Here is a 24,463-nt window from a genome sequence, read left to right as displayed (position 1 = left end):
TAATATTGGTTCGTCTTAAGGTTTTCTCTATACTGGGCGGTATTGTAGAGCAAACAGAGACTAACAATGAAAAAAATGTTTTTGCCCTTGCTGGTAACTGCCGTATCAGCGGTAAGTGCTTGCAGCCCCAATAACGCGCCTGAAAACGGCTCGACGCAGCCTGAACCCCAAACTCAAATCCAAACTCAAAAAAAGAATATCGCGACTAATTTCGACGCAGTTTACGCCAGCATTTCAGATGCAGATATTCGAGAACCATTAAAAATATTGTCATCTGATGAATTTGAAGGTCGCTTGCCCACCACCATTGGTGAAACCAAAACACTGGATTATCTCACCCGTGAGTTTGAAAAAGCGGGATTGTCACCGGGTAATGGTGACAGCTACCTTCAAAAAGTCGCGTTAATGGAAATGACCGCTAACCCTGAAATGACCATGACAATTGGCGATAATAGCTTTGCGTATAAAGAAGGCATGGTTGCTTCATCTAAACGTGAGCAAGAAACCGTATCACTTGAAAACTCAGAACTGGTATTTGTGGGCTACGGCGTTAACGCTCCCGAATACGATTGGAACGATTATGAAGGCCTAGATGTTACTGGCAAAACCGTCGTGATATTGGTGAACGACCCAGGCTTCGAAAACCCTGAGAGCGGGAAATTCCAAGGCACAACGATGACCTACTATGGTCGCTGGAGTTACAAATACGAAGAAGCTAGCCGCCAAGGCGCTGCCGGCGCATTAATTGTTCACGAAACGGCTCCAGCCTCTTACGGTTGGTCAGTAGTGGCGAATAGCTGGAGCGGCCCTCAGTATGGATTAGTATCAAAAGACAAAGGCGCTAGCCGTGTTGCCATTGAAGGTTGGCTAACCTTAAGTGCTGCAGAAAAAGTATTTGCTGATGCAGGCTTTAATTTTCAAGAAGAAAAGAATCAAGCCAAGCTTGGGCCTTATCATAAAGCGATGGATATTAATGCTTCGGTAACCGTGCGAAATACATTTAAAAAATCTCAAAGCCACAATGTTATTGCCACACTACCTGGCTCAGAGTTACCCAACGAGCACGTTATTTACACCGCGCACTGGGATCATCTAGGAAAAGATGAATCTAAAGAAGGCGATAATATCTACAATGGTGCCCACGATAACGCCACGGGTAGTGCTGCTATTTTGGCTATGGCAAAAGCCTACGCCAACTTAGATATTGCGCCGAAGCGTTCTGTATCTTTTTTGATAGTCACTGCTGAGGAACAAGGTTTGCTGGGCAGTAAATACTACGCAGACAACGCCGTCATTCCGCTGGAAGATACGGTGGCCAATATTAATATGGATGCCATGAACGTGTTAGGCAAAACCAAGAACGTGGCCGTGGTAGGTATGGGTAAATCAGACTTAGAAGATTACCTTAAAACTGCTGCCGATAAACAAGGCAGAACCCTTACTCAGGAAGACCGTCCAGAAGCAGGTTATTACTATCGCTCTGACCACTTCAGCTTTGCAAAAAAAGGCGTACCTGCGCTTTATGCAGAAGGTGGTAACGAACCTGCTGACGAAACAACTGCTAAATATCGTAAACGGATGAATGTGATTGTGACGGGCTGTTATCACCAGGTATGCGATCAATACCGTGACGATTGGGATTTAAGCGGCATAGTGCAAGACACCCAACTGTTGTTTGATGTAGGTTTTAACGTAGCTAACGCTGAACAATGGCCTTCGTGGAAGGAAACCAGTGAGTTTCAACGTGAAGACTAATTTCTATCGTTGACCCTTATTTAACACAAACAATTTAAGCTAAAAAAGCCCTGTTAATACAGGGCTTTTTTGTAGTGAGCTTTTTTACATGAACAACCCTTTGAGTTCTTCAGCGCCAAACGTCGCTATTTCAAACGCAATCAAGATAATAATTATCCATTCCAAAAACGATGAATGTTTATGATTTAGCTCTTCAGCTAACATCTCGAACAACTCATGAATAACATTCAGCTTGTTTGAAAGCACATCTACCCTTGGACGAATATCCAAGTACCGCGCCGTGGCATTATAAGCATGTTCATATTCTGGGTATTCCCAAAAGAACTCTGGTGTATCAAGCAACCCATAATGCAAAAAGATGTCACTCTTTGTACTAAACAAATGCCCACGTATCTTTGCCAAAGCAGGGCGACGCAATGTTATTTTGCCCGTTTCGGCCAACGCTTTCGGCAAATACGCATAGCGAGTAATAGTATCTTGCGCTTTGTACTCATATTCATTGAGCTTAATTGATTGCGCTAATCCATGGCTAATTGATAGCCGAAGTAATGGATCGTCAATCGAAAGCGTAATTAAGTCCCGTTGCAGCCTAAGCACATCGCTTGTAAATGCAAATTGCAGATGCTCTTGGTGAATACCAGACAATAACTTAGGGCTAACCTGTAACCTATTTAGCAAGGCAACACGCTCTTCTTCTACTACGCCCCAAAAAACCACTACGCCGTACTCAAAAAGCCAAGCTTCACCGCCTGTCACTTCAATGTGCATTGCATCACGATAGCGCGCCCCCTGAACACTCGTGTCCAATTGAAGGCTATCTACATCAGGAATAACATAAACCGAAACTCGGTCGTTTGAAAATTGCATACCCTTTACCAGGTGTTGAAAAAACCGGCAGATTATGCACCCAAAGAACGCAAAGAGATACAAATATAAATCATTTTAAATCATAAGGTTATAAAATGATTTTCGATATAAGCACAGTGAGTAAAACTTGTATCCTGCCTAGTATTTGTGCGACATATTATCTATCGCCTCTAAGAGCAGTGACGCTTTCACCAAAGAACATAGTGTTTTGGAATAACAATTTCCATTTTCTCATCATATTGTACTTGCAATTTCCTGTCAGACTGGCACATTCAAGGCATGCGAAAGCGCGATTAAAAAAAACAACAATACCTTCGCCAACTCGTTCGCGAGTACCCGACAGAAAAAACCTCAATTATTTTTCAACAAGTGAACAGAGAGAATCCGTTTTATGTGTGGTATTTTCGGTATCCTTGATATCAAAACCGATGTGTCTGAACTCAGAACCCAAGCCCTCGAATTAACAAAATTATTGCGCCACCGTGGCCCTGACTGGTCGGGAATCTGGAATAATGACAATACCATTCTTTGTCACGAAAGATTGGCTATTGTTGATGTGGACACCGGCGCTCAGCCGCTTATCAGCCAAAATGGCAAACAAGTTTTAGCCGTCAATGGCGAAATTTATAATCACAAGCAACTCGCTGACGATTTAGCAGAACCTTATCCTTTTAAAACTCGCTCAGATTGCGAGGTTATTCTTCCGCTTTATCAGCAAAAAGGTGTGAGCTTTGTTGATGAATTAGAAGGCATGTTCTCATTTGTCCTTTATGATGATGAACAGGATGCTTATTTAATTGCTCGCGACCATATGGGTATTATTCCTCTATACACAGGTTACGATGAGCATGGCAACTTCTACGTTGCTTCAGAAATGAAAGCGTTGGCGCCTATTTGTAAAACCATTAGCGAATTTCCTCCTGGGCATTACCTATGGAGTAAAGACGGACAGATCACGAAGTACTACAAACGTGATTGGATGGAATACGATGCAGTAAAAGACAACACCACTAACCTTGACGATTTACGTGTAGCGTTTGAAAAATCAGTGAAGTCTCACATGATGTCTGACGTACCTTATGCGGTATTGTTATCGGGTGGTCTTGACTCATCGTTAGTCTCTGCCATTGCGGCAAAGTATGTTGCTAAACGTGTTGAAGACGAAGATAAAACAGAAGCATGGTGGCCTCGCCTGCACAGCTTCGCGGTAGGTCTTGAAGGTGCACCCGATTTGAAAGCTGCTAAGAAAGTGGCTGATATGATTGGTACGGTACACCACGAAATTCACTTCACCATTCAAGAAGGGCTTGATGCCATTCGTGACGTGATTTTCCACCTAGAAACTTATGACACCACCACTATTCGTGCGGCAACGCCAATGTACCTAATGACCCGTAAGATTAAAGCCATGGGTATTAAAATGGTATTGTCTGGTGAAGGCGCCGATGAGATTTTTGGTGGGTACTTGTACTTCCACAAAGCGCCGAATGCAAAAGAGTTCCACGAAGAAACGGTACGTAAACTAGATCGCCTTCACTTGTTCGATTGTGCTCGTGCAAACAAGGCAACATCAGCATGGGGTGTTGAAGCCCGTGTACCATTTTTAGATAAAAACTTTATCGACGTGGCCATGCGCTTAAACCCTCAAGATAAAATGTGTCTTGATGGCAAAATGGAAAAATGGATTTTACGCAAAGCTTTCGACAACGGTGATACCTTGCCTGCTGAAGTGCTATGGCGTCAAAAAGAACAGTTCGGCGATGGCGTAGGCTACTCTTGGATTGACTCTATCCGTGATTTCGTAGAGAACGAAGTATCTGACCAACAATTTGCTTCTGCCGAGTTCCGCTTCCCTGTGAACACGCCAGATACTAAAGAAGGTTACTACTACCGCACCATCTTTGAAGGTTACTTCCCGCAAGAAAGCGCGGCTCGATGTGTACCTAGTGGCAAATCTATCGCTTGTAGTACGGTTGAAGCACTTGAATGGGATGAAAGCTTTAAGAACAATGCCGATCCTTCAGGTCGTTCAATGAAAGACGTGCACTCTGGTGCTTCTGACTAGTTCTGAGCACCTGAATTTTTAAGTAAAAAAACGCGGCTAAAGCCGCGTTTTTTTATGAGGGTGACGTCTTGTTATTGCCGCTGTTTATCAATAACGTACCAAAGCCGCTCATCGGCTAACGGCGTTTCAGACGGTAATAAGGGGTTATCAAGTGTATAGATTCGTCTGTTCTTAATATCTAGCTGCTCTAAAATGGCTTCATTTGAAGATTTAAATAGTGCTTCGAAAGAGCCGTCTTCAATAGCGCGATTCAATCCTGTTTCAATTAACCGTGCTAACGTTGGATTACTCTTATTGACGAAATAATACATGGCGGTAGGGTAATAAACTGCCATCTCGGGTTCTAACTTAAGTGATGCCGATCGCCCTTCAAGTTCAGCTGATACCTCAATGACAGAGCGAGGAAAGAAATCCCCCTTGTTTTGAAGTAACAATGAATAAGCATCTTTGAAATTAGGTACCGTGGCGACATTAAAGCCGTTGGCTTGCAGTATTTTAGTGTCTGGCCATTCTTCACCCTGCAATGGCGTGAAGTTCATTAATTCGTTTTTTGATGAAACCCGCGCAAATTCAGCTTCCCTATCTACATTGATAACAAATACCCGCAGGCCAATGAGCCCTTTCGCAATCGGGATTCGAATGGGGAGAAGGTCTTTTTCGCGTTGACTATCCGTCATACTCCACACCACATTCACCTCACGATTTTCACGCAGTTGACGCAGTGCCTTTCCAGACAGAAGAATGCGATCTGAAGGTAATAACTCGTAATTTACACCTGTTTTATCAAGGGCAAGTTTGAGCAAGGCAATGGGGTATTCGGCGCGAGCGTCAGAGTCATCTAGCGGTTTGGGGTAGTTAATTGTCCACAATGCCGCGGCACTTTGTGTTGATATAAGCAACGCACACAAATGCAGTACCGTTTTTACATACTTCAACGCCATTATCGAACTCCTTTGCTCACGCTTAAGTAATTTATTCTATACCAATATATTTATGTGTTTGTAAGGATAGTCGCCAATTACGGGCTATGCAGGTTTGTACTGCAAGTTGGGTGGCCCGTGGTTGCTGACTTATCGGCTGTAGACAAACCTGCTTACCTGCTAACGAAGTTACATCTGCTAGTAGCGCATCTAACTCATCAATATGTTTTTGCATGGCAATAGGGTGTTTTATTTCATTCGCACGCTCAAGGGCACTCAGCAAAACCGGCATGCCCCCTTTCATATTAATTTTTGGTGATACCGTCACGTAAGTCCTATCATCACACAACACTTCATAAGTGCCACTTGTTTCTATTTGAGTGGAAAAGCCGTTGTCATGTAACAACGTGGTAAGCGGGCGCAAGTCATACATACAAGGTTCACCACCGGTGATAACCACATGCTTTGCCACATAACCTTGTTCAGAAAACAGCGACAATAACTTGTTTTCATCGATTTCAAAAAAATGCTCAGACTCGTTGGTCTTATCAATAACCTGTTGTGCTGTCGTTACCAAGGCGTTGTCCAGCGTCCAAGTATGTTTGGTATCGCACCATGGGCAACCCACAGGGCATCCCTGTAAGCGAACAAATATAGACGGAATACCGGTATGTGCCCCTTCTCCTTGGATGGTTTCGAACATTTCATTTATATTCAGCGTGGTTAATTTCGACAAAATGTCACCCTTTAACGATTGTATGTTTCGATTTTACCAAGGATCACATAAAATTCGGGCATAATTTCTCAAAACTTTAAAACTATGTCAGAAAACGTCGTTGTTATCTATTCAGGTGGAATGGACTCATTCACTGTTTTACACAAAGCTTTACGTGATGGTAAGACCGTTCACGCCCTCTCTTTTGATTATGGTCAGCGCCACAAGAAAGAATTAGATTATGCGGCAGCGGTGTGTAAATCGTTAAACGTGCCTCACAAAATTGTGGATATCAGTGCTATTAATAGCTTAATAGGTGGCTCATCGCTAACCTCTGATATCGATGTACCAGAAGGACATTACGAAGAACCTAGCATGAAGCAAACGGTCGTGCCTAATCGTAATATGATTTTGCTGTCTTTAGCCGTGGGCTATGCCGTAAGTTTAGAAGCAAACGAAGTGTATTATGGCGCGCATTCGGGCGATCATGCTATTTACCCAGACTGCCGTCCTGAGTTTGTGGAAAAGATGAGTGATGTTTGTCGCATTGCCAACTACACCCCGGTAGAGATTGTGACGCCTTATATTAAAGACAGCAAAACAGCGATTTTAACCGACGGGTTGAAAATGGGCTTAGACTACGGCGAAACGTGGACGTGTTATAACGGAAGAGAGAAAGCTTGCGGCAAATGCGGGGCCTGTGAAGAGCGCTTAGAGGCGTTCAGAGAGAATCACTGTACTGACCCCCTTAGCTACGAATAATCGATTTGGCGCCTACTCAGGCGCCTTTTAGCTTATTCACCGTTATGCGAAGTGAGTGGCTTATGGCCACTGAAATAAAAGCACTACACCCCAGTGCACCACCAATTCCATCTAGCAATGGCAGCAACACCATAAAAATGACGGCAAAACATAACGACGAAATAGTTAGCAAGTAATACGAAAAACGATGTGGTGCGCTCATACCTACAAAACTACCTCCGAAAAACACCGTTGCCCAACATTCTGCTGTTTCTGATGAGCGACTTTCGCTCACTAGCACGTTCTGGAGAAGTAGCACTGAAAAGTAAAATAAAATAGTGAGTAAACTGGATGCTCGAATTACATTAAACCTTGGCAGTTTCGCTAACCGGTAGGTGGCGAATGCTCCGGCAAGGGTAGCTATAACAACTAGTAGTTCCGTCAAAACAACGCCCTTAGAAGAATAAGGCTACTGACTGCGGTAAATGCAATAGCCCCTAGCCGCCCCCCAAAGCCTTCGAAAATATTACGGGTTAAGGTATAGACGCCTGCCCCTACCACAGAAATAAATAATAGCGCTTCCCACCCAGTAATAATTGCACTTGAGCACATACCCGCGAAGGCTCCCGCATAAATCGCCGCTTGAGGGTGGTTGCCATATTTATTAGGCCAATGCCAAAAACTGCCTACTAAACCCGTAAAAGCGGCAGCCAACACCACAGGTACGTCAAAATAATGATGCAGTGAAAAGCACAAATACGTTCCGAAAAAGAACGACACTAATTTAACTAAGAAGAAGATAAACCATTCCTTTTTGGTTGAAACGAAAAACGCCCTGTTTTCACAAGGCGTTTTCATACTTTATTTTTGTACCTAACTTACTTTTGACTTTCAGCTATAAAGTAAGTGAGTTCTTTTATGCAGTGTCGTAACACTGGGTTCAATCGTGTGTTCTTGCCATTCATTACAAATAGATCGTGGCTAAAATTATACAAGCTGCCATTGGCGATAGGTACTAGCCCTAGCGCTGCGCCTTGCTCTTTAGCCATGTAATCGGGTAACAAACCAATATACTCACCTGTCATGATGGCTGACATTGCAGCGTCGAAGGAGTCTGAAAAGGTTTGAATAGCAAGACGAGACTCATTATCGATGTAGTTTGCCGAAGATAAACCAGAGATACCAATGGCCGGAAAATCTTCAATTTTTATATTTTCAGGCAGTGCAGTATCACGATATTTGGCTAACGGGTGTGTAGGTGAGCAATATAAACGCCCGTCTGTTGTGATCCCGATAGGATGAAAAGTGACAGATTCGGGTTTTACCATATCGTAGGTCGATACCACCAAATGGCATTCACCAGATAAGGCAACATGCTCTACTTCATTGTATAAACGTGTTTGGATATTAACGTGGATATCATCAAATTTTTTCATCGTGCTTTTAACGGCTTTACTCACCGCTAAATGCATAGAAAGCGGCAGGCCTGCCATAAGCACGAGCGTAATGTGACCTGAGTAGTCATCGTGCAATGATTTCAAATTAAACACAAAATTATCGAAGGCGTTGAAAATACGCTTGGTTTCTTGGAAAACCACTTCGCCTTCTTTTGTCATTTGAAAGCCACCACGACCGCGGTGGCATAATACCAAATCAAGTCGTTCTTCAAGCTTCTTAATTGCAGCACTGATATTCGGACGTTGCATACGCAACACGGGTTCTGCAGCAGTGAAACCATTACAACTTGCCACCGCGTAAAACACGCGTAACAATTTAATATCCGACTCTTGAAGACGATTCAGCATAAAGGCACCATTATAGGTATAGTTATAGATACTTAAGTATCAACTATATGCAACTGTCGCCCCGATTACAACGACAATTTCAGGCGAATTTCTGCAATAAACACAATGTTATAAACAACTAAAATAAAAACGCTGCGTTTGCTTTACCTTCAATAACGCTCAATCAGTTCATCAAGATAATGCAACAACCTGTTTACGAAGTGCTTCTACATCATCTCTCAACGAAGCCGCCTTTTCGAATTCAAGCTCTCTGGCATATTCAAACATCTGCTTTTCAAGCTCGGCAATTTGATCCATTAACTCTGTCGCACTTGCCGCTTTCTTCTGTTTCTTCTTCTCTTCTACTTTGCGAAGCCTCACTTTACCGGACGCAGGATGAGCCCCTTCCCCCAAATCCATAATATCGGTAATCGGCTTGTTCAAGCGCATTGGTGTTATATTATTAGCCTTGTTGTATTCAACTTGCTTTTCACGGCGACGTTCAGTTTCGTCCATGGCTTTTTTCATAGACTTGGTAATTTTATCGCCATATAAAATGGCTCGGCCATTGATGTGACGTGCCGCCCGACCGATAGTCTGAATAAGCGAGCGTTCTGCGCGTAAAAAGCCTTCTTTATCGGCATCAAGAATCGCTACCAATGAAACCTCTGGCATATCTAGACCTTCACGAAGTAGGTTAATACCCACCAGCACATCGAACTTACCAATACGCAAGTCGCGAATAATCTCAATGCGTTCTACCGTGTCGATATCTGAATGCAAATACCGTACTTTAACGCCGTGCTCATTTAAGTATTCACTTAAATCTTCGGCCATTCGCTTAGTGAGCGTAGTAATAAGTACCCTTTCATCAAGGGCCACTCGCTTGTGAATTTCTGATAATACATCATCCACTTGGGTAGCTACTGGGCGCACTTCAATGATGGGGTCTAATAACCCTGTAGGGCGCACCACTTGTTCTACAATGTCACCATGAGTCTTTTTAAGTTCGTACTCACCGGGTGTAGCCGACACATAGACCGTCTGTGGACAAATTTGCTCAAATTCTTCAAATTTAAGTGGACGGTTATCAAGCGCTGAAGGTAAACGGAACCCGTATTCCACCAAAGTTTCTTTTCTAGAACGATCGCCTTTGTACATGGCACCAATTTGAGAAACCGTGACATGGGATTCATCAATGAACATGAGGCCATCAGCAGGAAAGTAATCTAATAACGTTGGCGGCGGCTCGCCAGGCGCTCGGCCAGAGAGGTAACGTGAGTAGTTTTCTATACCCGAGCAATAACCAAGCTCCATCATCATCTCAATATCAAATTGAGTACGCTGAGAAATTCGCTGCTCTTCTATTAACTTGTTAATTTCTAGCAGCTGCGCCTTTCTAGACTTCAATTCCCCTTTTATGTGATCGATGGCATCAAGGATTTTTTCTCTTGGGGTTACATAATGGGTTTTCGGAAACACCGTTGCCCGTACAACAGACTTGTCGACTGCACCTGTCAGTGGATCGAACAAACTAATTTTATCTATCTCATCGTCAAACAGCTCAACACGCACCGCTTGTTTTTCTGAGTCTGCAGGGAAGATGTCAATCACATCGCCGCGCACACGGAATGTACCCCGTTCGAAGGCTAAATCGTTGCGCTTGTATTGAAGCTCGGCAAGTCTGCGCAAAATATCTCGCTGATCCATGGTATCGCCCTGTCGCAAATGCAAGAGCATTTTCATATACGACTCGGGGTCACCCAAACCATAAATAGCAGAAACACTGGCAACAATCACAACATCTCGGCGCTCCATCAATGCCTTTGTCGCAGACAAGCGCATTTGCTCGATATGATCGTTTATCGATGCATCTTTCTCAATAAAAGTATCGGTACTAGGTACGTATGCTTCTGGCTGATAATAATCATAATAGGAAACAAAATATTCAACCGCATTGTTAGGGAAAAAGTCTTTCATTTCTCCGTATAACTGTGCAGCTAGTGTTTTGTTATGAGCCAGAATGAGCGTTGGCCTTTGAACTTCGTTAATAACATTCGCCATGGTAAAAGTTTTACCAGAACCGGTAACCCCTAAAAGGGTTTGTGCTGCTAAGCCACTTTCTAACCCATCAACCAAGGTTTCTATGGCTGCGGGTTGATCGCCCGCTGGCTTGTAGCTTGAATGAAGTTCGAAACCTTTACTCATTTATTAAATACCTTATTTACCTTGCCACCTAGGTAGCATGTTGTTCCTGTTTAAATACCGAGAGCGTATTTTTGAATACGACAAAAGACACGGTCGCCATGGCAATGTTTGCCACTACCGTTCCCCAATACAATCCGGTTAAACCGAAAAAGTAACTTCCCGCGATACTTATTGGCACAAAAAATACAAACAATCTAATTACACTCAACGCCAATGCACTCAAGGGGTGGTGCATCGCGTTTAACGAAGAATTCGTTAGAATTATAATACCCTGCATGCCATAGCCTAAAGGCACGATCATCAAAAACAATTGAATAAGGCGGCTAACCTCGGGTTCACTGGTAAAGGCAACGGCAATCCAGCCCGAACAAACCCACATAACAACGAATACGAATAACTGCCAAAAAAGCACAAATTTTAGCGACACCATATAAGCGCTATGTACTCTATCGAATCTATTTGCACCAACGTTTTGGCTAATAAATGGGGGTAACGTCATAGAAAGGGCAAGTACCACAATGCTAGCAATGGACTCCATTCTACTTCCTACTCCCCAAGCCGCTACGGCTTCAGCACCATAACTGGCCACCACTGCGGTCATTACGCCACCGGCTATCGGCGTAAGCATATTAGCCCCAGCTGCTGGCAGGCCTATTTTTAAAATATCCCCGCTAATTGCTTTTAGTTCTAGCAATGAAAGAAGTCGAGGTAGAATAAGGTTTCGTTTAACCGCCAATAAATAAAGTATCCAAGCTGCGCCCACCATCCACGCTAATAACGTAGCCAGTGCAGCGCCTTTGATACCCATCGCGGGAACCGGACCTGCGCCGAAAATAAACAAAGGGTCGAGTAAGGCATTTAAGCCACCTACGGTTGCCATTACAATGCTTGGGGTACGGGTGTCGCCACACGCCCTTAATACACTATTGCCCACCATTGGCAGCGAAAGAAAAATACTAGATGCATACCACAATGCCATATAATCTCTTATATAAGGTAACAAGGTTGGCGAAGCGTTCAACAGCGTAAAAATGGGTTCAATAGTGAAGTAACCAATTAACGCTAACGTCCCCACCAAAATGGCAGAAAGCATAAGGGAGCCTGTCGCGTAATTTTTTGACTCACTTAATTCGCCACTGCCCTGCAGTTTACCAATAATAGCTGACGTACCAATTCCCAAACCAATATTTAAACTAATGACGGTAAAGGTGACGGGAAAGGTAAAACTAATGGCAGCAAGAGGTTCAGTGCCTAGTAAACTAACAAAAAAGGTATCAATTAACCCGAAGCTCATCATCATGACCATGCCCAGTATCATAGGTATAGTCATGCGTTTTAGGGTAGAAGGAATATCACCGTTTAAAAGATTCGCTGCTCGGCTCGGGGACTCGTCTGTTTTCACAAACCCTCACAATAGTTGATTGGTAGAAATAACTGGCGCTAATAAATTACTGACTTTTGTATATAACTAAACTTGCCTTGCAACAAGAAGCTGACAGTAGTCTATGTGAGACTGACCACATTGGCTATGTTAAATCGACCAAGCTAAGTTTACGCTAGCTCAGGTGTCGGTTTTCCCACCTAACCACATTTTCAATTTAATACTAATGACTAATTTACACGTTTTAAGCGGACATTTGCGCAGATGTCGCTGAACTCAGTTTTTTAATAGTTAAAGTTTCACGCGTTGTCAGTTTAGTTTATGAAATAAGCCAATTTAGTGTAATGACAATTTCATTACGGCTAGATTGCGCTTTTAAGACAGTCTATCGGTTGATTAACCGTGGATAAGCGTTGAAGCTAAACCAAACAAAAAATGTAAAATTTATGTAAACCATTCATTTCTGACTGTTATATCGTCGAAAAAGTAACTGATAGTCGACGAATTAACACACAAGATATTTTTTGTCCAATTGATCTATTAAGATCTTAATCAGAGATCCCGCAATAACAAATAACCGCTTGAAATATAAGTTTTTTAAGTAAAAACAGCTAGGGCGAGTTCACGATCATGACCACGATGATCTTACCAATTTGTCTTCACGCTAATAACTATCAACATAGTTATCCACAGAATTAGTGGATAACTAGCTCTACCCCAGCAATTACGCCTTATGCTGGGTAACCCCTTCCTAATTATGTAAGTGAAGACTAACCTTGAGATACTAAGCGCTAGGTTACATATTTATTAAACACTGTACATAATATCAGTATACAAAACATTTTTTATTCTTTTTTATTATATAGGTTTCGTATTTCGCTACTGCATAACATCAGTCACTATTCTTAAAAATTCATTCCTTTGATAATGCAGTTAAATACGTCGATACGAATACTCGCTCAGTAATTAAGCACTACTTTCTCGCTTTTGGTGCAAATTTGAACACAAAACCCCTGAAAAGCTATTTTTTGACCACTTAGCATAAAAAATTCATTAAGGTTGTTGACAGAAACCCAGATGCTCTTTAATATTCCGCCCCGTTGAAAAGCAGGTCCCCTTTAGCTCAGTTGGTTAGAGCGACGGACTGTTAATCCGCAGGTCCCCCGTTCGAATCGGGGAAGGGGAGCCAACTTTTCATCGACAACTTTAAGTGCAATTCCCCCTTAGCTCAGTTGGTTAGAGCGACGGACTGTTAATCCGCAGGTCCCCCGTTCGAATCGGGGAGGGGGAGCCACTTGGTTGGCTCATTACCGCTTTATCCTCTTTTTACTCTCTCATACGTTTTTCTTTCTAATACCGCTTATATATTCATTAAATAACCCTAATTCAATCAAGTTGTTAATCTGCGCCTAAAAAGCGATAATAGACAAATTATTCCTGTTTCAATTTCGAGTACGGCCATTAAGCCAAGACTCAACTAATTCCTGGTAGGAATTGCGATTTTCATGACTGAATTTTTATTACTATTAATTGGTACCGTATTAGTTAATAACTTCGTGCTGGTGAAGTTTCTTGGCTTATGCCCTTTTATGGGTGTGTCGAGCAAACTCGAAACCGCCATGGGCATGTCTATGGCCACCACGTTTGTATTAACACTAGCCTCGGCCACAAGCTACTTAGTAGAGACTTATCTACTTGCGCCTTTAGGTATTGGCTACTTACGAACATTAGCGTTTATTCTAGTGATTGCTGTTGTGGTTCAGTTCACGGAGATGGTAGTGCATAAAACCAGCCCTACCCTTTACCGCTTATTAGGTATTTTCCTTCCTCTTATTACCACCAATTGCGCTGTGCTTGGTGTTGCTTTACTGAACCTTACCGAGCAGCATAACTTTATGGAAAGCCTTATTTATGGCTTTGGTGCGGCTGTTGGTTTTTCCTTGGTACTTGTTCTATTTGCGGCCATGCGAGAACGTTTAGCTGCCGCCGATGTACCCGTTTCATTTAAAGGGGCGTCAATTGCTATGATAACGGCGGGCCTTATGTCACTGGCGTTTATGGGCTTCAGCGGTTTGGTGAAAGTATAATGACCATGACATACGCCATCATCGCTTTAGGCGCGCTTGCACTTCTGTTCGGTCTCATTCTAGGTTACGCCAGTATTCGATTTAAGGTGGAAGGCGACCCACTGGTTGATCAAATTGACGAAATATTGCCCCAAACTCAATGTGGCCAATGTGGCTACCCTGGCTGCAAACCCTATGCAGAAGCCATTGCTAATGGTGATGAAATTAACAAATGCCCCCCTGGTGGTGAGTCGACAATAAAAAAACTTGCCGATTTAATGGGGGTAGAACCAAAACCTTTAGATGCGGCTCACGGCGAAGAAGATACAAAAAAAGTCGCCTTCATTCGAGAAGACGAATGTATTGGTTGTACCAAGTGTATTCAAGCATGCCCCGTTGACGCCATATTAGGTGCAGCAAAGCATATGCATACGGTAATTGTTGAAGAATGTACGGGCTGCGATTTATGTGTAGATCCCTGCCCCGTAGACTGTATCGATATGGTGCCTGTTACACCAACCACAGCAACATGGAAGTGGGATTTTTCCTCATCACCCAAAGGTGACATTCCAATTAAAATGGTGTCGTAAGCGTTGAACTATCCAGATTTTGATAACATTATTGAACGCCTAAATTCCGGGAAACTATTTTCTTTCCCTGGCGGCGTGCACCCTGATGATAAAAAGCGATTGTCGAATAAAGCTGCCATTGTGCAACCATCAATGACAGACCTGCTTACATTACCTATACGTCAACATGTGGGTTCAGAAGGCATATGCTGCGTAAACGTAGGTGACTATGTTTACAAAGGCCAACCGCTATCCAATGCTACAACACCTTATGCTGTGCCAGTTCATGCACCCACTTCGGGGCACATTGTTGCTATAGCACCTCACGTGGTAGCCCATCCCAGTGGCCTTACGGAAATGTGCGTTAGCATTAAACCCGATGGTAAAGATACCTGGGGCGAGCTTACACCGTTAGCTGATTATACCGCAGTAAATAAAAATACGATTGTAGATGCCATTTGCCAAGCCGGTATTTCAGGCATGGGGGGCGCTGGCTTTCCTACCCATATTAAAACCGCAACGAGCAAACCCGTTGAGTTCTTAGTGCTAAATGGCGTGGAGTGCGAACCATACATTACCGCAGATGACCGCCTCATGCGTGAACACGCGTGGCAGATTCGCCAGGGCTTAGATATTCTAGCGCACATTATCGAACCTAAAGCGATTGTTATTGCTGTTGAAGATAACAAGCCTGAAGCAATTCAAGCACTTAATATTGCCTGCCAAGACAAAGACGCGTATCGGGTAGTACCGATTGAAACAAAATACCCTGCAGGCGGTGAGAAACAATTAATTCAAGTTATTACGGGCCGCGAAGTGCCCCGTAATGGTCTTCCGGCAGACATTGGCGTAATGATGTTTAACGTCGGGACTTGCTTTGCCATTGCCGACGCCATCTTACATGGTAAGCCACTTATTGAACGTATTGTCACGGTAACCGGAGACGCCGTATCTAATCCCGCTAATTTTCGTACGTTACTTGGCACACCAGTAAAACACTTGCTCGACGAAGCCAATTACCAAATTAAAAAGCAAACGTCGCCTAAAGTCATTATGGGCGGCCCTATGATGGGCTTTGCCTTAGCGGATGCCACCATACCCGTAGTAAAAACTACCAACTGTTTGTTAGTACCTAGCAAAAAAGAACTAGTAGACGATAACGCCGAACGCCCGTGCATTCGTTGTAGTGCGTGTGCTGATGCATGCCCAGCTTCGTTATTACCACAACAAATGTTTTGGCACGCCAAAGCGAAAGAGTACGACAAAGCTGAAGAGTATGATCTTTTCGACTGTATCGAATGTGGCGCTTGTGCGTATGTATGCCCAAGTGAAATACCCTTAGTACATTATTATCGCCAAGCTAAATCGGAAATTCGACTGCAGCGAGACGAAAAGAATAAAGCAGAAAAAGCGAAACAACGTTTTGAAGCGCGAAATGAGCGCCTGGAACGGGAAAAAGAAGAGCGTGAAGCGAAACACCGCCGCGCTAAAGAAGCACGACTTGCTGCAAAGAGTAATTCCGATAGCCAATCTGCATCACCAGCCCCTTCTACAGAGCAAAATAGCTCTAAAGATAAAGTCGCGGCTGCATTAGCCAGAGCCAAAGCGAAAAAAGCAGCCCTTCAGAGCGCTAATTCTGACGGAACAAGCGTAGTTGACGCAAAATCTGCAGCCACAACTAGCACATGCACTACCGCAAGCTCACCCGCTGATGATAAAAAAGCGCAAGTTGCCGCCGCCATAGCACGCGCTAAAGCTAAAAAAGCCCAGAAGCATAAAGAATCGGCGTCTGAAGCAGCTAAAGCTGATGAAGTTTTTTCAGAATTTCAATCGACAGCACAGACAGATCAACAAGCGACTGAAACCCAAGTTGAAAACCAAACTGAAAATGTAAGCACGGCTGCCGACGATAAGAAAGCGCAAGTTGCCGCCGCCATCGCGCGAGCAAAAGCCAAAAAAGCAGCACGCCAACAACAAGACAAAAGCAGCACTGAAGTAATTAGAAGCGATTTACCACATAGTCAGGCAAAGGAAGAAGTTTCTGAATCAGCTTCATCAACGCAACTGCAAGATGAGAAAAAAGCCCGGGTAGCCGCCGCAATTGCTAAAGCAAAAGCTAAAAAAGCAGAATTACAAAAACAGCAGAACCGTGGCGATTTAAAAACGCCTAAAACAGCGTCAGATGATGCTGAAGCTACTGTTGAAGCCAAAGCTAGCCGTATTGATACAGAACACGAAAAGCTTCTTGAAAGGCCAAACAGTAGTGCTGACAACGCCGAAAAAGAGCCAAACAACGAAACCACGAACACCGCGGATGACAAGAAAGCCAGAATAGCTGCGGCGGTAGCAAAAGCTAAAGCGAAAAAACGTTTAGCTGAAATTCAGAAAACGCAAACTGATGATTCAGGCACTGCTAGTCAAGATGTTGAGCCTGAGCAGGTAAAGGTATCAGAGAAAGCCGAGTTATCTCCCCCTACAAGCGAAGCCGAGCAAACCGCTCCACAATCAGTACTATCTGAAGAAGCAAACGATCCTGCTCTTGAGAAAAAACGCCGTATTGCAGCGGCCGTCGCTAAGGCTAAAGCAAAAAAAGCAGCGGCAGAAAGTGAGAACAATCAATCATGAAATTAACCTTATCTAGTTCTCCCTATCAAAGAGTGAAGCGCGATACTGGCCAGGTCATGCGCTTGGTCATTTATGCCATGGTGCCTGGTATTATTGCTCAAACCGTATTTTTTGGATGGGGTACACTCATTCAAGCCTTTTTAGCGGTCGCCAGCGCCCTCGTTTTTGAAGGGGTTATCCTCTGGTTACGTAAACGCCCTATCGAGCGTACGTTAACCGACTACTCCGCCATACTAACCGGCCTGCTAATTGCTATTAGCATTCCGCCTACTCTGCCATGGTGGATGACGATTACAGGCGTATTTTTCGCCATTGCCGTCGCCAAACAAGTATACGGTGGCTTAGGGTTTAACATTTTCAATCCAGCGATGATTGGCTATGTAGTACTGTTAATTTCATTCCCGGCCGCCATGAGTTTATGGTTACCCCCGCAGCACCTAGCTAGCTTAACACCTAGCTTCTTAGACTCTGCGGCACTTATTTTTACCGACTTTTCGACCACAGGTTACGATGTTACCCAGTTACGGACTGTGGCAGACGGTGTAACAATGGCCACACCGCTCGACACCCTAAAAACTGACTTAACCTTGGGTATTACGTACTCAGAATCATTGCTCAGACCTATTTTTTCCACGGGGCTATTTCAATCTGCTGGTGCAGGTTGGGGATGGGTAAGTTTAAGTTATTTACTTGGCGGCCTGTGGCTTGTGAAGTTAAGAGTGATTAGCTGGCATATTCCAGGCAGCATGTTGGCGTCAGTGGCAGTTTTTGCATTATTGCTTTATATGATTGATGCCGATCATTATGCATCGCCGCTGTTTCATCTCATTAACGGTGCAGTGATGGTAGGCGCATTCTTTATTGCCACCGACCCGGTATCTGCGTCAACCACACCAAAAGGGCGCATAATTTATGGCGCAGCCATTGGCTTTTGGGTGGTTATCATTCGAGTTTTTGGCGGTTACCCAGACGCGATTGCTTTTGCAGTCATTATTATGAATATGGTTGTGCCGCTGATTGATTACTATACCCGCCCCCGTACATACGGGCATCAGGTTACTAAGAAAGCAAGGCGAGTAGAGTAAATGGTAAAAGAGACGCTAGTAAAAAATGGTTTGATGCTAAGTGCGTTTGCGATAATTGGTACTGCGCTCATCGCCCTCACCTATAACGGTACAGCCGAACGTATTGCACAACAACAAAAGCAAAAATTGCTTAGTATATTAAATGAAGTGGTGCCGCATGAGTTACATGACAATGAGCTTTATGCTGATTGCACGGCGGTGGTAAGCTCCAATTTAGGCACCCAAGATCCTCATACGGTTTATCGAGCACGGATAAACGGCGAACCTACAGCTCTAGCCATTGAAGCTACCGCACCAGATGGTTATAGCGGTGATATTGCGCTGGTCATTGGGGTAGATACGCAAATGAATGTGCTTGGTGTTCGCGTGTTGGAACACAAAGAAACCCCAGGGTTGGGTGATAAAATAGAATTGGCGATCAGCGATTGGATAACGTCATTCACCGGAAAACACTTTTCAGTAAGTGCCTTGCCTGTATGGCAAGTGAAAAAAGACGGCGGTGAGTTCGATCAATTCACTGGTGCCACAATAACGCCGCGAGCGGTGGTTAGCGCGGTTAAAAATGCACTGCTTTACGTGCAAGATAACCAACAAACTTTATTTTCAGCCCCTAATTTGTGCGGCATTGAAAATGACGTATTACCAACCAATGAGGTGTTAAGCGAATGACAGATTATCGCGACCTTACCCTCCAAGGTATTTGGAAAAACAACCCTGCCCTAGTGCAACTTCTGGGCTTATGCCCTTTGCTGGCGGTAACCGCCACCTTTATAAATGGACTAGGGTTAGGCTTAGCTACCACGCTAGTATTGATTGGCAGTAACGTTACCGTTTCATTGGTACGTAATATTGTTCGAAACGAAATACGCATTCCTGTATTTGTTATGATTATTGCCGCTTTTGTTACCATAGTGCAGCTTTTAATGAACGCCTTTACCTACGAGTTATACCTTGCGCTGGGCATATTCATTCCATTGATTGTTACTAACTGCGCCATCATCGGCAGAGCGGAAGCTTTTGCCTCTAAAAACAGTGCGGGCGCATCAGCGTATGATGGCCTAGTGATGGGATTAGGGTTCACCTTCGTACTTGTTGTGCTTGGCGGTATGCGAGAAATTTTAGGTGCTGGAACCTTGTTCGCAGGTGCCGACAGGCTATTCGGCAGCATTGCCAGTAACTGGACACTCACCTTATTTGAAACCGATTCTCCTTTCTTGCTTGCAATTTTGCCTCCCGGCGCGTTCTTAGGCATGGGACTGTTAATTGCCTTTAAGAATATGATTGATGCTCGAATAGCGGCCCGCGAGACTACGGTAAAAGAAAAAGCCACTCGCGCACGTGTTACCGCCGACGCATAACAAATGCTAAGCGGCTAGTTGCAGAGAATATGACTAAGCCTGAATAGCAAAGCCTGAATGGAAAAGCCCGAGTGGAAAAAGAACGAGCTAAATAAAAATGAATAACACAAAAAGACGTGAAATCTTAACCCGACTTCGGGACGATAACCCCCACCCTACTACTGAGCTTAATTTCTCCACGCCCTTTGAGCTGTTGGTCGCGGTCACCTTGTCGGCGCAATCTACCGATGTTGGCGTAAACAAAGCTACTGACAAACTTTTTCCGATTGCCAATACCGCTCAGGCTATCTCTGCTCTTGGTGAAGATGGGTTAAAGGAGTACATAAAAACCATTGGTTTATTCAACTCAAAAGCCAAAAATGTACATCGCTTAAGTGAAATTCTGGTCGAAAAATATAATGGTGAAGTACCCGAAAGCCGAGAAGCCTTAGAAGCTCTGCCAGGCGTTGGCCGTAAAACGGCTAACGTAGTACTGAATACCGCGTTTGGCTGGCCTACCATCGCTGTAGACACCCACATCTATCGCGTAAGTAACCGCACTAAATTGGCTATGGGTAAAACCGTTGAGAAAGTTGAAGAAAAGCTGCTAAAAGTGGTTCCTGCTGAGTTTAAAGTCGATGTGCATCACTGGCTTATTTTGCATGGGCGATATACTTGTGTTGCGCGAAAGCCTCGTTGTGGCTCTTGTATCATTGAAGATTTGTGTGAGTTTAAGGATAAATCAGAATAAGTTTTTTTTAGTTTTTAGTATAAAAGAAAAACGAACATTAGCTCTCATAAAGTTAATGTAGAGTATTATAAACTTTTTGTTTCACACTTCTTGCTAGTTCCATCTTTTTCAATACAGGGATGTCAGTGTCTAATGTAAACTCAATACCTGAATGATAAGACCGAGTAACGCACATTAAGCAAAGTTTGCTCACTGCGAGATGCCATGAAAACACTTAATAGACAAAGTAATGCCTCTAGAAAACCTTATCTTAAATACACTGAGTGAACAGAGGTAAAACTTTAGATTAGCTAGGCTCATTGTTGTATTCCTTTCGGCGAGTTAGAGCCTGCGGACTAAATTGCACCCACCTAAATAAATACATTATTACTACTTTTGTTATTCCACTGGTAATCGCAAGAACCATTAACGGCCAACCCATTTTAAGGCCCATCGTTAAAGCGAAAGCAATAGTTGAAATATCCATCATAAAGATAAACTGGCTCATTTTTAAATCTATGGCTCCGGTACTACCAGACTGTACAATTAACTTTATTTGATGGTAGTAACCTTGAGCCATTAATAATGAAATTGTCAGTATGAGAGTTGTCGACACATATCGACCTTCATCTGCAATTGTTTCACCCCAAAAGAGTCCAATAATGCCAAAACATAAGAAGAGCAAAGCTACCAAGAGCACATAAAAAGATGATTTTGTTTTTCTATCCAGCCAAATTTCATACAAAATAGTTCCCACTAGTAGTGTCGCGATCAATCGAGGCCAAACAATATAGTGATTAAACGGCTCGATCGAGTAACCATAAATAAAGAATGAAAAATAAGCTAAGTAACTGACGGTGAATTGATTAATCGATAGTAATTCTGTTGCTCCGCCACTTGAAACATACTGCTTTCTTAGCCAAATCATATTCACTTGTGACAAAACGCCAAATAGGCTTATGAAAATAAATAGCGTATTAACAGTGCCAAAAAAATTATAAGCCCCCATAACTACCTCCCAAATTAAAGTGACACAATTAAAACACACACTGTCGACAATAAACAAGAATAAATTAAATAGAGAGGCAATTAAAAGAAATTACCAACGATATTGTCGACAATTGAACTTAACCATGAACTCATTAGATCATTCAAGGTTACGATAAATGAATGCACGAAATCTAAAACCTCTATGTTACTGGTTTCTTTGTCAGCATAGCGCCTGACTGAAGCTTGCTTGTTCACTTCTCCCTCATCTAGCATCCGTATACTTTGGCTGGCCTACCATCGCTGTAGACACCCACATCTATCGCGTAAGTAACCGCACTAAATTGGCTATGGGTAAAACCGTTGAGAAAGTTGAAGAAAAGCTGCTAAAAGTGGTTCCTAAAGAATTTAAAGTCGATGTGCACCACTGGCTCATTCTGCACGGTCGTTATACTTGTGTAGCCCGTAAGCCGCGCTGTGGCGCTTGTATTATTGAAGACTTATGCGAGTTTAAAGATAAAACTGAATATGCTGAGTAGCTTACACAAGGATCTTAACCTGTCAGACAACTCGCTGAGAGTGAGTAGAGAGCTAGCTGAGATATTGTAATAAGTTACCTGCCAAAAACGTCTATCGCAATGCTGCCCGCCTGGTAGAAAACCTCTCGTCCGAATAGCGTTACTAGCCAACGCTTATTAAAAAGCGTCAGATACACTTTACATAGCCTGAACAATATTTAATCGTATTCGATTCAAGTTGTTTAATGAAGGTTCCGGATATCGGTAGGGCTTTTCCGGAATGTAGGAAGTCAAAGTCGACTAACTAATATTATATTTTGTAACATTTAAACTGTTCAATATCTTGTGCTGAAAAATGTTCTGTTTTAGGTTTGTAAATATCAATTACTTACTACTTGGTTAACTCGTTGTCTTCTGTATTTATACGCATCAGCCTGGGAATTATTGCGATATTGGTAACCGGTGTATTGGTGATTACCGCTCTGTATTTCACCCCATTAGCGCCACCACTTGTTCAAAACGAAAAGCAAGATTTAATCATTATCGATAACGTCAATATCGTCGATGTGATTGGCGGAACGATACTGAAACATAAACAAGTCATCATCGAAACAGGGATCATTACAAACATTCGAGAAGCAGAGTCTCGTTTTCCAAAAGACAATGGCTATATCGTGGCTGGTAATAACCAGTATTTGATGCCGGGCTTGTGGGACATGCATTCCCATCTTGCTTTTAACGAAGCGCCACAAATAACAATGCCCCTTTACATAGCCAATGGCGTTCTGCACTTGCGCGATATGCAAGGCATTATGAATATTGTCGAAAAGAGAAGACGATGGGCTGAATCAATCAATAATCACGAATTACTCGGCCCCAGAATTGTCGGTTCCGCTGATCATATCGTAGGCGATAATTATGACCGTCGCGATGTCGAAAAAGTGGTATTAAAAACATCAGAAAGTACGAATGCCTTTATAAAAATATACAGTCAGATAAAAGAACCTCGTTTTCTCAAACTAGCGGGATTGGCAGAGCGACATGATGTCCAATTTGCAGGTCACTATCCGTTAAGTATTGATCCAATTTTGGCATCCAATGCTGGTCAACGGAGTTTTGAACACGCGCATTTATTCATTGATAACGCGTCCACAAAGGCCCCCCTCTTGCGTCAATATTACAGCGAAACATTCTCAAATAACGGCGTAGCAAAGACTCGCCGACCGACGAAGATAGAAATTCTTGATACATTCGAACAGCAGAAATTTAACTTACTGGTTGCCGCAATGGTGCAAAACAACACGTATTTTGTGCCAACTCACATTACTAAACGATATGAGGCATTTAGCCACGACAATGAATTCCTATCAGATGGAAAACTCAAATATATTCCATTTATGGTTCAAAATCTTTGGGCAGATGATGCCCAAGGCATGAAAGCGTACTCTGCAGACACACTCAGTCAATATTACCGTAGAGGTCTTGAGTTAACGGGGCAAGCCCATCGACAAGGGGTTAAGATACTCGTAGGGACAGACACCTATGATCCTTACTCATTTCCGGGCTTTTCGCTTCATACTGAATTAGAACAATTGACAAAAGCCGGCTTATCAAATGCCGAAGCACTCGCATCAGCAACAATTTTGCCAGCAACCTATTTTCAAAGGCAGCTAAAAATGGGAAGTGTAGATATAGGCAAAATGGGTGATGTTATTTTGCTTGATAAAAATCCTTTGGCTGACATCCAAAATACCAAGAGTATCAAGATGGTCATTTATGATGGCGCGGTGTATGACGAACAAGACTTGATGCGGCAAAAAGATTATGTAGAGACTAATGTCATTGGTGTTAATAACCTACTAATCACGGTCAAAATGATAGTCGCAATGCTTCAAGATAATACCCCGGAGGCTAGAAACGCCGGATACTAATCTCTGAGGTTATTTATGTTATAGATTTATTAGCATTTGCCCAGCTTAACACTGCTGTAGACACGCTTATTTTCGAGTACTAGAACCGCACTAAATCGACCATGGCTAAAAACATTGAAGTTAAACATAATGCTACCCGCCTGTTAGAAAACTCTCCGTCCGAATAGTGTTACTAGTCA

General features: G+C 43.1%; 21 protein-coding genes, 2 tRNA genes and 1 pseudogene. 14 read left to right on the top strand and 10 right to left on the bottom strand.

All coding sequences use genetic code 11. The features are described 5' to 3' along the window. Window positions 1-66: 66 nt before the first annotated feature. The gene (locus tag KYS23_RS03080) at window positions 67-1,755 is read left to right on the top strand and encodes a M28 family metallopeptidase (protein WP_218418024.1); all 1,689 of its coding nucleotides are present in this window, start codon (window positions 67-69) and stop codon (window positions 1,753-1,755) included. 84 nt (window positions 1,756-1,839) lie between these two features. On the opposite strand, the gene KYS23_RS03075 is transcribed toward KYS23_RS03080, so the two are convergent. Further along, the gene (locus KYS23_RS03075; protein ID WP_159529641.1) at window positions 1,840-2,622 is read right to left on the bottom strand and encodes an RMD1 family protein; all 783 of its coding nucleotides are present in this window, start codon (window positions 2,620-2,622) and stop codon (window positions 1,840-1,842) included. Between the two features lie 391 nt (window positions 2,623-3,013). On the opposite strand from KYS23_RS03075, the gene asnB reads away from it, so the two are divergent. Then, entirely contained in the window at window positions 3,014-4,687 is a 1,674-nt protein-coding gene (gene asnB / locus KYS23_RS03070) for an asparagine synthase B (protein WP_159529639.1), read from the top strand. Between the two features lie 71 nt (window positions 4,688-4,758). On the opposite strand, the gene KYS23_RS03065 is transcribed toward asnB, so the two are convergent. Further along, window positions 4,759-5,628 (bottom strand): type 2 periplasmic-binding domain-containing protein, encoded by an 870-nt coding sequence (locus tag KYS23_RS03065; RefSeq protein WP_159529637.1) that lies wholly within the window; start codon window positions 5,626-5,628, stop codon window positions 4,759-4,761. Window positions 5,629-5,659: 31 nt separating this feature from the next. Further along, window positions 5,660-6,310: a 7-carboxy-7-deazaguanine synthase QueE gene (gene queE, locus KYS23_RS03060; RefSeq protein WP_159534429.1), complete on the bottom strand. Its 651-nt coding sequence runs from the start codon at window positions 6,308-6,310 to the stop codon at window positions 5,660-5,662. Between the two features lie 117 nt (window positions 6,311-6,427). Here queE and queC point away from each other — a divergent pair, with 117 nt between their 5' ends. After that, entirely contained in the window at window positions 6,428-7,084 is a 657-nt protein-coding gene (queC, locus tag KYS23_RS03055; protein WP_013784947.1) for a 7-cyano-7-deazaguanine synthase QueC, read from the top strand. Window positions 7,085-7,100: 16 nt separating this feature from the next. Here the strand turns inward: queC and KYS23_RS03050 are convergent, their stop codons facing one another. The 5 genes from KYS23_RS03050 to KYS23_RS03030 all read right to left on the bottom strand — a co-directional run bounded on the left by KYS23_RS03050 (window position 7,101) and on the right by KYS23_RS03030 (window position 12,457). Continuing rightward, complete coding sequence (locus tag KYS23_RS03050; RefSeq protein WP_218418023.1) at window positions 7,101-7,508, bottom strand: hypothetical protein; 408 nt, start codon at window positions 7,506-7,508, stop codon at window positions 7,101-7,103. Continuing rightward, entirely contained in the window at window positions 7,505-7,921 is a 417-nt protein-coding gene (locus KYS23_RS03045) for a hypothetical protein (RefSeq protein ID WP_309475307.1), read from the bottom strand. The genes KYS23_RS03050 and KYS23_RS03045 overlap by 4 nt, the downstream gene beginning before the upstream one ends. 20 nt (window positions 7,922-7,941) lie before the next feature. Continuing rightward, complete coding sequence (locus KYS23_RS03040) at window positions 7,942-8,868, bottom strand: LysR family transcriptional regulator (RefSeq protein WP_159529633.1); 927 nt, start codon at window positions 8,866-8,868, stop codon at window positions 7,942-7,944. A gap of 171 nt (window positions 8,869-9,039) precedes the next feature. Then, window positions 9,040-11,055, bottom strand: coding sequence for an excinuclease ABC subunit UvrB (gene uvrB, locus KYS23_RS03035; protein WP_159529631.1), 2,016 nt, complete (start codon window positions 11,053-11,055; stop codon window positions 9,040-9,042). 28 nt (window positions 11,056-11,083) lie between these two features. Beyond that, complete coding sequence (locus KYS23_RS03030) at window positions 11,084-12,457, bottom strand: MATE family efflux transporter (RefSeq protein WP_201299240.1); 1,374 nt, start codon at window positions 12,455-12,457, stop codon at window positions 11,084-11,086. 1,091 nt (window positions 12,458-13,548) lie between these two features. Here KYS23_RS03030 and KYS23_RS03025 point away from each other — a divergent pair. From KYS23_RS03025 to nth, 9 genes are all read left to right on the top strand, one after another. Continuing rightward, window positions 13,549-13,625: transfer RNA gene (locus tag KYS23_RS03025), tRNA-Asn, on the top strand. Between the two features lie 28 nt (window positions 13,626-13,653). After that, window positions 13,654-13,730 (top strand) — tRNA-Asn (locus KYS23_RS03020). A gap of 211 nt (window positions 13,731-13,941) precedes the next feature. Further along, the gene (gene rsxA / locus KYS23_RS03015) at window positions 13,942-14,523 is read left to right on the top strand and encodes an electron transport complex subunit RsxA (protein ID WP_013784953.1); all 582 of its coding nucleotides are present in this window, start codon (window positions 13,942-13,944) and stop codon (window positions 14,521-14,523) included. Continuing rightward, window positions 14,523-15,092, top strand: coding sequence for an electron transport complex subunit RsxB (rsxB, locus tag KYS23_RS03010; RefSeq protein WP_013784954.1), 570 nt, complete (start codon window positions 14,523-14,525; stop codon window positions 15,090-15,092). Before rsxA ends, rsxB begins: the two co-directional genes overlap by 1 nt. 3 nt (window positions 15,093-15,095) lie before the next feature. After that, complete coding sequence (gene rsxC / locus KYS23_RS03005) at window positions 15,096-17,696, top strand: electron transport complex subunit RsxC (protein WP_218418022.1); 2,601 nt, start codon at window positions 15,096-15,098, stop codon at window positions 17,694-17,696. Then, window positions 17,693-18,781, top strand: coding sequence for an electron transport complex subunit RsxD (gene rsxD / locus KYS23_RS03000; protein WP_129737259.1), 1,089 nt, complete (start codon window positions 17,693-17,695; stop codon window positions 18,779-18,781). The genes rsxC and rsxD overlap by 4 nt, the downstream gene beginning before the upstream one ends. Beyond that, the gene (rsxG, locus tag KYS23_RS02995; protein WP_218418021.1) at window positions 18,782-19,450 is read left to right on the top strand and encodes an electron transport complex subunit RsxG; all 669 of its coding nucleotides are present in this window, start codon (window positions 18,782-18,784) and stop codon (window positions 19,448-19,450) included. It abuts the gene before it with no gap. Further along, a complete protein-coding gene (locus tag KYS23_RS02990) occupies window positions 19,447-20,139 on the top strand; it encodes an electron transport complex subunit E (RefSeq protein ID WP_159529623.1) in 693 nt (230 codons plus the stop codon). The genes rsxG and KYS23_RS02990 overlap by 4 nt, the downstream gene beginning before the upstream one ends. A 97-nt stretch (window positions 20,140-20,236) precedes the next feature. After that, window positions 20,237-20,869 carry an endonuclease III gene (gene nth / locus KYS23_RS02985; RefSeq protein WP_218418020.1) on the top strand — a complete coding sequence of 211 codons (633 nt, stop codon included), beginning with the start codon at window positions 20,237-20,239 and terminating at the stop codon, window positions 20,867-20,869. 286 nt (window positions 20,870-21,155) lie between these two features. Here nth and KYS23_RS02980 read toward each other — a convergent pair whose 3' ends face one another. Together KYS23_RS02980 and KYS23_RS02975 are read right to left on the bottom strand one after the other, a co-directional pair. Then, window positions 21,156-21,857, bottom strand: a complete 702-nt coding sequence (locus KYS23_RS02980; protein ID WP_218418019.1) for a hypothetical protein — start codon at window positions 21,855-21,857, stop codon at window positions 21,156-21,158. Window positions 21,858-21,937: 80 nt separating this feature from the next. Then, window positions 21,938-22,111, bottom strand: a complete 174-nt coding sequence (locus KYS23_RS02975) for a hypothetical protein (RefSeq protein ID WP_159529616.1) — start codon at window positions 22,109-22,111, stop codon at window positions 21,938-21,940. 8 nt (window positions 22,112-22,119) lie between these two features. Between KYS23_RS02975 and KYS23_RS02970 the strand changes: the two are divergent. Both KYS23_RS02970 and KYS23_RS02965 read left to right on the top strand, forming a co-directional pair. Further along, a pseudogene (locus KYS23_RS02970) lies at window positions 22,120-22,374 on the top strand (endonuclease III); the annotation flags it as partial. 386 nt (window positions 22,375-22,760) lie between these two features. Continuing rightward, window positions 22,761-24,284 (top strand): amidohydrolase family protein, encoded by a 1,524-nt coding sequence (locus KYS23_RS02965; protein ID WP_218418018.1) that lies wholly within the window; start codon window positions 22,761-22,763, stop codon window positions 24,282-24,284. Window positions 24,285-24,463: the final 179 nt, after the last annotated feature.

Source organism: Alteromonas lipotrueae, assembly GCF_019249255.1.
GTDB classification, from domain to species: Bacteria; Pseudomonadota; Gammaproteobacteria; order Enterobacterales; family Alteromonadaceae; genus Alteromonas; species Alteromonas lipotrueae.
The sequence above is the reverse complement of the archived record's forward strand: the minus strand, read 5'-3'. Positions and strand labels throughout refer to the sequence as shown.